The 13,025-nt window shown below is 65.1% G+C and carries 11 protein-coding genes, 1 tRNA gene and 1 pseudogene; 6 read left to right on the top strand and 7 right to left on the bottom strand.

Translation table 11 applies throughout. The features are described from left to right. Window positions 1–45: 45 nt before the first annotated feature. The 7 genes from K8I61_01690 to K8I61_01660 all read right to left on the bottom strand — a co-directional run bounded on the left by K8I61_01690 (window position 46) and on the right by K8I61_01660 (window position 7,475). The gene (locus K8I61_01690; GenBank protein ID MBZ0270719.1) at window positions 46–2,040 is read right to left on the bottom strand and encodes a GspE/PulE family protein; all 1,995 of its coding nucleotides are present in this window, start codon (window positions 2,038–2,040) and stop codon (window positions 46–48) included. 245 nt (window positions 2,041–2,285) lie between these two features. Beyond that, window positions 2,286–2,368 (bottom strand) — tRNA-Leu (locus K8I61_01685). Window positions 2,369–2,409: 41 nt separating this feature from the next. Beyond that, window positions 2,410–2,634: a hypothetical protein gene (locus K8I61_01680; GenBank protein MBZ0270718.1), complete on the bottom strand. Its 225-nt coding sequence runs from the start codon at window positions 2,632–2,634 to the stop codon at window positions 2,410–2,412. A 244-nt stretch (window positions 2,635–2,878) separates the two neighbouring features. Further along, entirely contained in the window at window positions 2,879–3,505 is a 627-nt protein-coding gene (locus K8I61_01675) for a hypothetical protein (GenBank protein ID MBZ0270717.1), read from the bottom strand. Window positions 3,506–3,513: 8 nt separating this feature from the next. Beyond that, complete coding sequence (locus K8I61_01670; protein ID MBZ0270716.1) at window positions 3,514–5,364, bottom strand: hypothetical protein; 1,851 nt, start codon at window positions 5,362–5,364, stop codon at window positions 3,514–3,516. Beyond that, on the bottom strand, window positions 5,348–6,253 hold the full coding sequence (locus tag K8I61_01665) for a hypothetical protein (GenBank protein ID MBZ0270715.1): 906 nt from the start codon (window positions 6,251–6,253) through the stop codon (window positions 5,348–5,350). Before K8I61_01665 ends, K8I61_01670 begins: the two co-directional genes overlap by 17 nt. Window positions 6,254–6,290: 37 nt before the next feature. Continuing rightward, window positions 6,291–7,475, bottom strand: coding sequence for a hypothetical protein (locus K8I61_01660; protein ID MBZ0270714.1), 1,185 nt, complete (start codon window positions 7,473–7,475; stop codon window positions 6,291–6,293). Window positions 7,476–7,653: 178 nt separating this feature from the next. Here K8I61_01660 and pckA point away from each other — a divergent pair, with 178 nt between their 5' ends. The 6 genes and pseudogenes from pckA to K8I61_01630 form a co-directional block, all read left to right on the top strand. Then, the gene (gene pckA, locus K8I61_01655) at window positions 7,654–9,249 is read left to right on the top strand and encodes a phosphoenolpyruvate carboxykinase (ATP) (GenBank protein ID MBZ0270713.1); all 1,596 of its coding nucleotides are present in this window, start codon (window positions 7,654–7,656) and stop codon (window positions 9,247–9,249) included. Window positions 9,250–9,406: 157 nt separating this feature from the next. Further along, window positions 9,407–10,537, top strand: a pseudogene (mnmE, locus tag K8I61_01650) (tRNA uridine-5-carboxymethylaminomethyl(34) synthesis GTPase MnmE). A gap of 122 nt (window positions 10,538–10,659) precedes the next feature. Further along, on the top strand, window positions 10,660–11,016 hold the full coding sequence (locus tag K8I61_01645) for a hypothetical protein (GenBank protein ID MBZ0270712.1): 357 nt from the start codon (window positions 10,660–10,662) through the stop codon (window positions 11,014–11,016). 317 nt (window positions 11,017–11,333) lie between these two features. Continuing rightward, entirely contained in the window at window positions 11,334–12,167 is an 834-nt protein-coding gene (locus K8I61_01640; protein ID MBZ0270711.1) for a MotA/TolQ/ExbB proton channel family protein, read from the top strand. A 9-nt stretch (window positions 12,168–12,176) separates the two neighbouring features. Next, window positions 12,177–12,590 (top strand): biopolymer transporter ExbD, encoded by a 414-nt coding sequence (locus K8I61_01635; protein ID MBZ0270710.1) that lies wholly within the window; start codon window positions 12,177–12,179, stop codon window positions 12,588–12,590. Between the two features lie 214 nt (window positions 12,591–12,804). Then, a partial coding sequence (locus K8I61_01630) for a YncE family protein (GenBank protein MBZ0270709.1) occupies window positions 12,805–13,025 on the top strand: 221 nt, incomplete at its 3' end.

Genomic DNA, 13,025 nt, shown 5'->3' with positions numbered 1-13,025 from the left:
GTCATCGGCCATGGGCGTGTACTCCTCTTCGGTTGAAAGCGATTCTTATCCGAGCACCCGGATAAACTCCTCGATCGTGGTGACGCCCTCGCGGACCTTGGCGAGGCCCGAATCGCGCAGGGTTCTCATCCCCTGCTGCAGCGCCTGCTTGCGCAAGGCTTCCTCGGAGGCGCCGGACATGACAAGGCTGCGAAGCTCCGGCGTGACGCCGAAGATCTCGAAGATGCCCGTGCGCCCGCGGTAGCCGGTGTGCAGGCAGGCCTCGCAGCCCGCGCCGCGCGACGCGGTGAACGACTTGGCCTCGGATTCCGAGAGCCCGAGCATCTCGCGCGTCGCCTCGTCGATTTTCTCTTCCTTGCGGCAGTCCGGGCAGATCATGCGCACGAGGCGCTGCGCAATCGAACCGACCAGCGCGTTCGCGATGAGGAAGCGGTTGATCTGGAAGTTCGCAAGCGTGGTGACCGAGCCGACCGCGTCATTGGCGTGCAGCGTGGAGAACACCAGCATGCCGGTCATGCCCGCGCGGATGGCGATGCGCGCGGTTTCCTCGTCGCGGATTTCGCCGACCAGGATGACGTTCGGGTCTTGGCGCAATATCGCGCGCAGGCCGTGGACGAAATCGAAATTGACGCGGTAGTTGACCTCGATCTGGTTGGCGCCCGCGATGATGTATTCGATCGGATCCTCGATCGTCATCACGTTGACCTTGTTCTTGTCGATCTTCGAAATGCACGAATAAAGCGTGGTGGTCTTGCCGCTTCCGACCGGGCCGGTCGCCAGCACGATGCCGTGCGGCTTGGCGATGAAGCCGTGGATGAGCTTGACCTCCTCGGGCGAGATCCCCAGGTCCTCGATGGTCGTGAAGACGCGCCCGCCCTCGGCCAGGCGGATCTCCATGCGCTCGCCGAAGTTCGTCGGCACCGTGGAGATGCGCATGTCGTACTCCGCCGCGCGGGCGGAAAAGCGGAAATGGCCGTCCTGAGGCAGGCGGCGCTCGGTGATGTCCATGTCGGCGAGGATCTTGATGCGCGAGACGATCTCGCGGCCGATGGCATGATCGACGCGCCCGACCTCGTAGAGGAATCCGTCCACGCGGTAGCGGATGTTCATCCCCTCGCGCCGGGGCTCGATGTGGATGTCGGTCGCGCGCGAGGCGACGGCGCGTTGGACGAGCTCCGCGACGAGGTCCACGGTGGATGTCGCCGCGAAATTGATCGGACGATCCAGGCGCAGGCCGTGGGCCGGCGCCGGGCGCGTGTCCACGGGTGTTTGCATCGCCTCCTCCTTGCGTTTTCGGTAGACCTCCCGGCGGTGCTCGAATTCTCCGGGCGGGCAGAGTTGTTGATAGACCTTCCGCCCCACCAGGTCTGTAAGCCGGTCGAGGACCGGCTCCGGTATCGGGCGCGGCGAAACGACCCAAAGGATCTTGCGCTCGGCGCGGGCCGCCATGAGGTCGTATTGGTCCTCGATTGCGTCGGGCACGGCCCGCAGGTCGCGCACCTCAAGCTCAAACTGGATCATTTCGACGAACGGGATGCCCAGAAATCGGCCGAGCTCGGAATAAATGCGGGCGGCGGGCAGGATATTCTCCGCCGCAACGATGGCCTCGAGGCGCCGGCCCTCCTCGGACTCGACGCGCAAAAGGCGCGTCAGGTCGTCGTACGACAGCAGCTTTCGCTCCATCAGGTATTCGGCGAACGTGCCCTTTTGCGGATGCGAAAGCGGAAACCCGTCGGCCTTGCGGAGAAAATCCACAAACGGATCCGCGTCGACGGCGCCCTTTTCCAGAAGCGTGCGCAAACGCGCGGCGGCCGAGCCGTCAGGCTCGGTGTCGCCGATCAGGCCGGCGGCGGTCAGGCGCGCGATCAGGCGCGCGGCGGCCTCGTCGCCGGCCAGAAAGCGCACGATCGCGCCTTCTTTGATCCAACGCAGGCGCGATGCAAGAAGTTTGACGAATTCGTCGAAATCGGGAGCGGTCGCCCGGTCGCGCTTTCGCGCGCCCCTGCGCTTTGCTCCGATGCTGGTCCCGGTCTGCGTCAATCGATTCTCCTCAGCGGTCGCGGCGCATGGCCGCTAGGGCGCCCACGGCCGGCCCGGGGCGGCGAATTGTTTTCTGCGAATGCGGAGCCTGTTTTTTTGCTGAACGCCCATGAAACACGAGATTGCCTCGGGATTCAAGGGGGGCGATGGAAGAAAATCGGCGAATACCCGCGCAACCCTTAGGGTTTTTTTTCCGGCCGGCGATCGTCGGCGCGGGCGCGGCGCATCATTTTCCGCGAAAAAAATGCGAGAGAGGGGATTCGAACCCCTACACCTTGCGGTACTGGATCCTAAGTCCAGCGCGTCTGCCAGGTTCCGCCACTCTCGCGACGATCGATGGGAATCCGCGGGCCGGCGGCCGGCGGGCGGCTAGGAGCTGCTCTTTGTCCGGGCCGCGGCCTGTTTTTTGGCCTTGGTCCACGCGCGCGTCACGCGCTTCATCTTGTGGACGCGGCGCTGAAGGATCTTCGCGCGCTTTTCGTCCCCGGCCTTTTTCGCGGCCTCGTGCAGGGCGGCGGTTTCGCGAATGCGCTTGCGCAGCTCCGGGTCTTTCGCCGGGCCGGCGGCGGCGGCGTCTTTTTCCTGTTCGGTCATGTCGTACCCCCTCAGGTTTGGATGGACATCATTTTCGCGCGGGGCGGTGCGCGTCAAGCGGTCGCGTTGAGCGGGAGCGCCGAACGCCGGTCCGGCATGACGAATATTGCCGGGGCGGGCTCGACCGCGCACTTCGGCCCCGCTCGGCGCGGGACCTTCGTTTGCGGCTCTGACGGCGCGGGACCTTCGTTTGCGGTTCTGACGGAGAGGGATCTGAACCGTAGCGACGCGCGAAAAGTCGCCTTTACGGCGCCGCGGGCGGGAAGAGTGTTTTCAGGCGCAGGATTCGCCGGATCGCCGTCGAATCGGCTTCGCAGAAGACCGACAGGCCGCCCTGGCGCTCCGCGGCGCCGACCTGACCGGTCAGCGTGAGGGCATAGGAGAGTGGTCCGTTGCCGCACCCGCTCGCGGGATTCGCCGGGCCGGTGAAATCGAGGGTGTGGATCTCAAAGTTCGCCTCCGGGAAACGCAGGACCTCGCCGTGCCCCTGCAAGACGACGCCGTCGGCGACGTAATCGTTACCGAGCCCTTCCCCGGCGACGAACGTGCCGTACAGGCGGTCGCCCGTCTGTTCCATGATGAGCCGCGCCGTGTTGCGATATTCCAGCGCGACGTTCAGATCGAAGGTCCGCGCCGGCGGGATGTCGGTGTCGTCGTCATTTCCCGCGTCGTCGTCGGAATCGTCGTCCTCGGCGGTGTCGTCGTCGTCATCCGCGTCGTCGTCGGTGGCGTCGTCATCGAGCGTGTCGTCGTCCGGTGTGCCGGCGCCGTCATCGTCATCGTCACCGCATCCACATCCGCCACAGCCCGCGGAGGCGAGCATCGAGACGATCAGCGCGAAAAAAAACCAAGGGAGGGAGCGGTCGCGCATCGAAGTCCTCATCGGAAAAGCGTGGGGTTCACGTTGAGCGCGTTGGCGAAGGCGAGCGCCTGATCGAGCTCGCCCTCGATGACGTAGAATCGCCATGTGAACGCGGAGTTCGGGGTCAACGTGTCATCGCGGAAACGCACGTTGCCCGAATCGGGTTTGACGAACGCGGCGATGTGCACGAGCGCCATGTCCTTCACCAGGAACACGCCGTCGGACAGGTTGATGAGCCCGTTGGCGAGCGCCATCGGCCAGTCCTCGTACACGAACTGGCTTCGCTCATAAACGACCGGTTCCTCGTCGGTAAGTGCGGGCGTGAAGATCACCTCATCCGCGTCGCCGGGGAAGATGACGCGAAGCGAGCGCCCGTCGTTGTCCGCGGCGTGCACGTCGAAACGCCAGATTTTCGGATCGCCGAACGCGATGAGGCGCCATTCGCCTGTCGCCTCGCGCTGCTGCGAGGTGATCTCGACATCGAACGGCCCGGCGGGCTCGACCGGGGGATCGGGCGGCACGAGATCCTCCGCCATGACGGTTTCGTTGACCGTGTTGATGGAGACGAGATCGTCGGGGTCGTACCCGAGCGCGTCCTTGGCACGCACGATCAGCCTTCGAGCGCGGCGGGCGACCTCGGCGGCGCGGCTGATGGCGTAACCGACCTCGCCCTGGTAGGGGTTGATGCCGGTGCCGTCCGTGACCATCGCCAGCGACAACAGGCGCCACAGCTCGCGGATCTCATCGTCGGCGTCGAGTCCGGCGGCGCCGGCGGCGGTTTGAGCCGCGCGCAGCTCGCGGTAGGCGATCTCGCAGAGCGTGCGCACGTGGTTGTCGCGCTCGTGCGCGCGCCAAAGCCCCGCGCCGCCGAGCCATCGCCACACGCCGTTGGTGGATGACGGCTGCCACGTGCCGTCGAAAAGATCGGGTGGCGTTTCGGGCTGGATGCCGAGATCCCTGGCCGCGTCGACGTATTCCTTCACCGTGGCGATGTCCCAGCCGTCGGCCTCGAGATTTTCGAGCGTTGTCTCGTACTCCTCCACGCATTTCGGATAGTGATTGAAGATCGGTGGGAAGTATGGATCGAGATCGCAGGTCGCGAGCAGCTCGCCGTCGCCAAGGAAGGTCCACTCAAGGCGCAATTCGCCGGCGTTGTAGTTGACACCCTTGGCGCCGACCACGACGTCGATGCCGTCGAGGTCGTAGTAGGGATGCGCGTCGAACTCGCCGTGCTGGTAGATCCAGAGATTCTTCGGCCAGACGAGCGTTTCGTAACCATATTCCAGCATGCGCTCGGCCATGCCGGTCCCAGCCTGCCCCTCCTGACAGAACACGGTGGTCGAAAGCGGGATGCCGTGTTTTTCGAAGGTTTCGCGGGTGAGATCGGCGGAGGCTTCCCACGCGGGCGCCGGGTAACCGATGAAGAGCTGGTCGGAGTAATGGAAGCTGACCACCGAGGCCTGGCCCCGCTCCGCGAGCGCGCGCAGCTTGTTCAGCACGATCGGGTGGCGTTCGGCGAGGACGTCCAGGAAATACGCCTGCATCTCCAGGTCCACGCCCCAACCCGGGTGGCGCAGATAAAGATCGAGCACGGGTTCGAAGCTTTCGAGGATGATTTCGTCCTCGATCTCGTCGTGATCAAGCTCCCAGCCGGGGAAGATCTCGTGCAGGTCGAGCGGCAAGAAGCCATCGAGCCCACCCGCGACGTACTGCACGTTGAAGTGAAAAACGGCGGTCGCGAATTTGCCGGCCGCCGTCGCGCGGTCCGCAAAACCGAAAACAAGCACCGCGGCGAATGCAAACACCGCGGCGCGGCCGATTCGCGGCCGTTCGTCGTCCCCCCTCGTCGCGTCAATTCGTCGGAGCATGGCGTACACCCGTGCATCGCGCGGCGCCGGTGCGGCCGGCGAGCGCGAGCGAATCGAGAAACCGTTCGGCGAGATCGTCGCCGAGCGTATCGTGCAGATCATGATGCTTCACGACAAGCACTTCGGTCGTCGCCGCGTCGGCGAAGGGCTGAAAGCCGATCGACGCCTCATTGAGCGGGTCGTCGCCGGCGAGGTTGACATTGCCGAAGATCGGCGAGGCGTCAATGCCGACGACCGCCTGCCCGGCGGATTCCGGCGTCACCGGCGCGACGTCCGGGTTCGGGCCGCAGTCCAAAAATTCGTACGCGTCGCGAACGGTAACGGTCAGGAAAAGGTGTTCCTCGTCCTTGTCCGCGTCCACGAGGATCGTGAAGGCGTTGCCGAAAACGTCATCATCCCCGTGTTTTGGGGTGTCCGGCGAAAGGTTGAACTCGATCATGCCGTACCGGCCGGCGGGAACGCCGCCGGCCGTGATGAACACCGACGGCTCCGCGGCCTTGGTCAGTTCGACGTAAAAATCGTTGACCGGAGGCGACACGTGTTCGTCGCCGGCCTCGCCCGCGTCGCCGTCGTGCGTCTCGCCGGCGTGCTTGGCGATATCCGCGCGCCACGCCACGACATCGGTCAGATGAACGTAGACGTGATCCCACACGAGCCGCCAGCCATCTTTTGACGTGATTTCGCCGCGCAACTCGGCGCCGCCGTCGATCACGAAGTCAAGATCGCCCGAACCCGCGCCGTCGTCGCCGGTGTCGTCGTCGCCGCCCGACGCGTCATCGTCCCCGCCTTCGGCGGGATCATCGTCATCGTCGTCATCACCGCACGAGACGGATGCAACGAAGGCGGCGGCGATGAGGATCGCCGCCGCCGCATAAAATCGAATGGTCACACCCAAGGCTCCCCAATCGTTTCCGTAACCGGAAACGTCAGCATCCGCAGCAGTTGCCGCCGTTGTCGTCGTCATCGTCGCCGCCGCGCGGCCCGTCGTCGGCGGCCGTATCGTCGTCGGCGGCCGTATCGTCGTCGTCGCCAAAAGCGTCGTCGTCGGATGCGTCGTCGTCCGAATCGTCATCGTTCATGTCGTCGTCTTCGAAGGCATCGTCATCGGAACCCGTGTCGTCGTCATCGAAGGCATCGTCATCAGAACCCGTGTCATCGTCACCCGTGTCATCGTCCGCGGTGTCGTCGTCCATGTCGTCATCATCGCCGCCGCCGGTTGTCGTCGTGGTGCCGCCGCCGGTGGTCGTCGTGGTCGAAGCTCCCGTCGTTGTCGTCGAACCGCCGGTCGAAGTTGTCGTGCCGCCCGTTGACGTGGTCGTGCCGCCCGTTGAGGTGGTCGTCAACGTTGACGTGGTCGTGGTGCCGAGCGTCGTTGTTGTCGTCGGCTGCGTCGTTGTTGTCGTCGTGGTCGTTGTCGTCGTCGACGTGGTGGTGGATGTGGTTGTGGTTGTCGTCGTGGTCGTGGTCGTCGTCGTCGTCGTTGTGGTTGTGGTGGTCGTTGTCGTTGTCGTTGTGGTGGTTGTGGTCGTCGTGTTGCCCTGCACAACCACGTTGTCGATCCCCCAGAACGAGAGCAGGTCGTCGTTCGTCAGCGACGTGAAGTACCAGGTGATCTGGATGTTGGGGTTGTCGTCCGCCCATTCGGGCGTACCGAGCACCAGGGGCTCGTTCTCGGCATAGGAGGCGCTGAACGTCACCAGCGTCTCGGTATCGGCGGTGACGATATCATCGATGATCACGACGCCGGTCGGCGCGCCGGTGACCAAAAACGGGTCGAAGATCATGTCGAAAACGAGCTCGACGTCGAAGAAGTCCGTCGTGTCGATCGTCATGGAGACCAGTTCGGTATCGACGACCGTGAGCGAACCGATCGCCTTGTCGACCTGCATGAAGTCGCTCGCGAAAAAGGACTGGTCGATGTAAGAGGGCGGACTCCCGGTGTTCAGAAACCAGACCTCGGCGCCGCCCGCGCCGTTGTTGACGACGACCCAGCCGGACGGGAATCCGGAATTGAAGTCCTCCTCGAAAATCGTCGTTTGCGACCAGGCGGGCGCAGCGGCAAGAACACCCACCAGGCAAAACAGAATCGCGGCGTACTTTCTGCTCATCATGGGTCCCTCCGATCCTTCGATACATTAAAAACGCAGGCTGATACCTATAATCGATTTTGACGCGCGCGTCATTCTCCTGGCCGCGGAAAAGTGAGCCGATTGACGGCGGAACTTTTCCATGCCGAACCGCTGTGCTAATTTCGCCTCGGCGCGCCGCGCCATTTTCATTCCCTTGCGAATGCGCCCCAAGGAGCCCTGCGTGTCCCGCCGCGAACTGGTTTCTCTTGGTCTGACCGGCCCGGCCCACATCAATCCGACCTCCGCGGAGCTTTACGAGCACGCGATCCGCCGGAGCGAGGGGCGGATCGCCCACGAAGGGCCGCTGGTCACCGTGACCGGCTCTCACACGGGGCGAGCGCCCCGGGACCGGTTCATCGTGGACGAATCGACGACGCGTGACCGCATCGACTGGGGAGACGTCAACCGGTCGATCGCCGCGGAAAAATTCGATCGCCTGCGCGAGCGCATGATCGCCTGGCTTTCCGCGCGCGAGGTCTTTGTGCAGGAGCGCGCCGCCGGTGCGCACCCGAGGCACCGCCGCGGCATCCGCGTCGTCACGGAATTCGCGTGGCATAGCCTTTTCGCGCGCAACATGTTTTTGCCGTGGGACGAAGAAGACGGCGAATTTTCTCCGGACTACACCATCCTTTGCGCGCCCGGCTTCACGGCCGATCCCGCGACCGACGGCACGAATTCGGGCACCTTCGTCATCCTGAACTTCGCGAGGCGCATGGTGCTCATCGGCGGAACAAGCTACGCCGGCGAGATCAAAAAGAGCGTCTTCACGCTGCTCAACTTCCTTTTGCCCGACGAGGACGTCATGCCGATGCATTGCTCGGCGAACCTCGGAGCGGATGGCACGTCGGCGCTGTTTTTCGGCCTGTCGGGCACGGGCAAGACGACGCTGTCGGCGGATCCGAAACGCGTGCTGATCGGCGACGACGAGCACGGCTGGGCGCCCGACGGCATCTTCAATTTCGAAAACGGGTGCTACGCGAAGGTTATCCGCCTGTCCGCCGAGGGCGAACCGGAAATCTTTGCCACGACGCAGCGCTTCGGCACGATCCTCGAAAACGTGGTGATGGATCCCGAAACGCGGCGGCTCGACCTGGACGACGATTCGCTGACCGAAAACACGCGGGGTTCTTACCCGCTGACGCACATCCCCAACGCGCGGCCCGGCGGCGTGTATCCGCATCCGAAGAGCCTTATCATGCTGACGTGCGACGCCTTCGGCGTCCTGCCGCCGATCGCGCGACTCGATACGAACGAGGCGATGTACCACTTCCTTTCCGGTTACACGGCCAAGGTCGCGGGTACGGAAAAGGGGCTTGGCAACGAACCGTCCGCGACGTTTTCCACGTGTTTCGGCGCGCCGTTCATGGTGTGGCCGCCGACGCGCTACGCCGGGTTGCTTGAGCAGTACGTCGAGAAGCACAAGACCGCGTGCTGGCTCGTCAACACCGGCTGGACCGGCGGCCCGTACGGTGTCGGCAAGCGCATCTCGCTTCGCCATACGCGCGCGATCGTCTCGGCGATCGTCGGCGGCGCGCTTACCGGCGCGAAGGTGGAGCGCGACGCGGTCTTCGGACTCGCCGTTCCGCTCGAGATCCCCGGCGTACCCAACGAATTGCTCGACGCGCGTAGCACCTGGCCGGATATTTCGGCCTACGACCGCAAGGCCGCCGAGTTGGCCGAGCTGTTTCGCAAGAACTTCGCGCGCTTCACCGGCCCGGTCGCGGACCGCTACCGCCCGTTCGGCCCGCACGATTGAGGCGCGAGGCGAAACAGCCGGGAAGCGGCTCTTGTCATTCCGGCCCTTGTCATTCCGGCCCTCGTCATTCTGAGCGAAGCGAAGAACCTCCGTTCGTGCCGGCACGGGGCGAGACCCTTCGCTTCGCTCAGGGTGACAACGCCGCAACCCATTTGCCATGCCGACGAATTTGAATAACCCCGCCGAAAACGACACCATTGCCGCCATCGCGATCGACAACGACACCATCGCCGCCATCGCGACCGCGCCGGGCATGGCGGGCGTCGCCGTGCTGCGCGTCTCCGGACCTGCCTCGTTTGATATCGCCCGCCGCGTCTTCCGGCCGCGCGCCGGGGACGCCGCAACCTGGCCGGCGCGCCGCATGATCCTTGGCGATTTCGTCGATGCCGCCGGGCTCGCGGCCGACAGCGGATTTCTCGTCTGTTTTCCGGGCCCGCATTCGTACACGGGCGAAGATGTCGTCGAACTGCACACGCACGGCGGGCTCGCGGCGCCGGCCGCGGTGCTGCGTCTTGTGCTCGACGCCGGAGCGCGGCTGGCCGAACCGGGCGAGTTCACGCGGCGCGCGGTCGTCCTCGGGCGCATCGACCTCACCGAGGCGGAGGCCGTGCTCGATGTGATCCACGCCCGCTCGGAGGCGGCGCTGCGCGCGGCGCGATCTCGCATGAACGGCGCGCTCTCCGGGCGCGTGCGCACAATCCGCGAGCGGCTCATCAAGGGCAAGGCGCTCATCGAAGCCGAGATCGATTTCGAGGAATCCGACATCGGCGACCTGGACCGCGAGGCGCCCGCGCGTCTGGCCGGGGAGGTCGCCCGCGATCTGGCGGACCTCGCCGCGACGCACCGCAAGGGGCGCATCTATCGCGACGGCGCCACGGCCGTCATCGCGGGCCGGCCAAACGTGGGCAAGAGCAGTCTTCTGAACGCGCTTGTCGGTCGCGCACGGGCGATCGTCGCCGAAACGCCGGGCACCACGCGGGATGCCGTGGAGGCGGAGGCCGTGCTCGACGGCGTGGTCTTTCGCCTGGTCGATACGGCGGGCCTGCGCGGGGAAGCCGATGCGATCGAGACGGCGGGCATGGCGATGACGCGCGAGCGGCTCGCCGAGGCGGATGTCGTTGTGTTCGTTTTCGACGCGTCCGAGGGATACACCGGCGAGGACGCGGCGCTCGAGGCGCAAATCCCGCCCGTGCCGGTCGTGCGCGTGGGCAATAAAATCGATTTGGCCGAATGGGGATCGGTAGCGCATTCGGCGGTACACGGAGAGCACGGGGAAGACACGGAGGACACGGAGGAAAAAAGGCAACACACCCGCGACGATTCGAGCCGCGACGATCGGCTCCGTGACGGTCAGAGCCGCGACGATCGGCTCGTGACGGTCAGAGCCGCGACCGTGAGGGAGCGGGTGGTATCGCAGCAGGCGAGACGCCTGCGCTCCCGGGCCCTCAATCCTCCTTCCTCGCCACCAGCGCCAAGACCGGCGCGGGGATCGCGGACCTCGCGTCCGCGATGGCCGAAGCCGCGCTCGGCACGCCGGCCACCGGCGAGGAATCCGCGCTCGTCGCCGGGGAGCGCCACGCGCGCCAGATCGAAAGCGCCCGCCAATCGGCCGAGGCGGCGCGCGATGCCGCCGCGGGAGGCGCGTCGCCGGCGATCGTCGCGCTCGAACTGGACGACGCGTTGCGCGCGCTTTCCGAGTTGCTCGGCGAAACGACACCCGACGACGTGCTGGACCACATTTTCGCGCGGTTTTGCATCGGGAAGTAGCGCGAGGAATGAGAAAAGAGGAAACAGGAAAGAGGAAAGAGGCACGGCGTACACGCGATGTGGTGGCGTGCCACCCGGTGCCCGCTCCCCGACGGTTGCGGCTCTGATCGTCACGGCCCTGTTGCCTCGTTTCCTCCGTGTCCTCCGTGTCTTCCCCGTGCTCTCCGTGTACCGTCGAATGCGATTCCATTCCCAATCCCCAATGGCGCCGGTTGACAAACCACCGACCCGATGTTTCAAACGAGCGCCGCGAATAGGCGCGCGGCGGGGGCCGGCGGCGCGCCCAGAAAAACAACGATCCCACCGGAGCGAACCGTATGCACCTTTCGACCCTGTGGCTTGCGTTATCGACGCAGGCGCCCGCGCTGACGCCGGAGGAAACGCTCGGCGTTGCGATTGGCGCGTCGCCCGCCGCGTCGCCCATCGCCGAGATCGCGGCGACGCCGGCGCCGGCTGCCGTGGCCGATTCGGCGTTTTCCGGCGGGCTCGAACAGCTTTTGCTTTCGGTATCGACGCAGTCCGCGACCGCGATTTTATATCTGTTGCTTTTCCTTTCGGTGTTGTCGTTCGCCATCGCGGTCGAGCGGTATTTGCACTACCGCCGCGAACGTTCGCAAAGCGACGAGCTGAAAGCGCAACTCGTGCGTCAACTCGATGCGCACAAGCCGGCCGAGGCGCTGGCCGTCGTGAAAAACCAGCCGGGCATCAAGGCCGCCGTGTTGCGTGAAGGGCTCGCGAATTTTCACGAAGGGCCGGACGTGCTGCGCGAGCTTATGGAAAGCCGGCTCGTACTGGAACGCAATCGCCTGGACCGGCGTCTCATCATTCTGGGGACGATCGGCAACAACGCCCCGTTCATCGGGCTTTTGGGCACGGTCATGGGCATCATCCGCGCGTTTCACGATCTGGCTCGCGCGGCGACGCAGGGGCCGAATGTGGTGATGGCCGGCATCTCCGAGGCGCTCGTCGCGACGGCGGTGGGGCTGTTCGTCGCGATTCCGGCGGTGGTGTTTTTCAACTACTTCAAGTCGAAGCAGCGCGACTTCGTGGACGACGCGCGCGCCGCGGCGAACATCGTGCTGGCGTTCGCGAGCCGCGACACGTCGAAGGCGAAAATCGCGCACCTGACGCGGCCGGCGTCGCAGGCCTGAGGGATTCCGATGGCGCAGATGCAAGGCAGCGAGGACGAGCCGATCACGGCGATCAACGTCACGCCGCTCGTCGACATCGTGCTCGTTCTGCTCATCATTTTCATGGTGACGGCGACGTTCATCGTCGCGCCGCAGATCAAGGTCGAGCTACCCAAGGCCGCGACGGGCGAGACGTCCGAGCCGCGCAACTTCGCCGTCGTCATCACCGCGGACGGCACGCTTCATCTGGACGGCGAGCCGGTCGCCATGCCGGACATCGTGAGCTACATCGAAAGCCGCCTGCCCAACGAGCCGGACCTGCAGGCGATCATCTCCGCGGACAAAAACGTGCTCCACGGCCGCGTCATCGAGATCGTGGATCTCGTGCGCCGCAACGGCGTGCGCCGGTTCGCGATCAACGTCGAGCCGGCGAACGAGGATTGAGGATCGAGGATTGAGGATCGAGGATTGAGGATTGAGTGGCATCGCAAGCGCACCCGAAATTCGGGCGGCGTCATGGTCGCGAAGACAAGATCGATGATCACGCATCGAAACGCGTGGCTTCCGGGAGACGCTCGGTTGGATACTCTCAATCCTCAATCCTCAATCCTCGATCCTCCGGTCTCTTTCCTCTTTTCTCTTTTCTCTTTCCTCGTTCATGTACATTGAAATCAACCCGCCCCGCCGAACGCGCGCCGTCGGCATCACGATTGCCGTTTCGCTCGCGGTGCACGCGCTTTTGTGGGCGGCGGCGACGAATCTCGGCACCCGGCCGATGTCGGAGAGCTACCTCGTCGAGCTGATCGCCAAACCCGCGCCCGCGCCGACTCCGGCGCCCACGCCCGCTCCGACCCCCGCTCCGACGCCAAAGCCCAAGCC

The organism is bacterium (assembly GCA_019912885.1).
GTDB lineage: Bacteria > Lernaellota > Lernaellaia > JACKCT01 > JACKCT01 > JAIOHV01.
The sequence above is the reverse complement of the archived record's forward strand: the minus strand, read 5'-3'. Positions and strand labels throughout refer to the sequence as shown.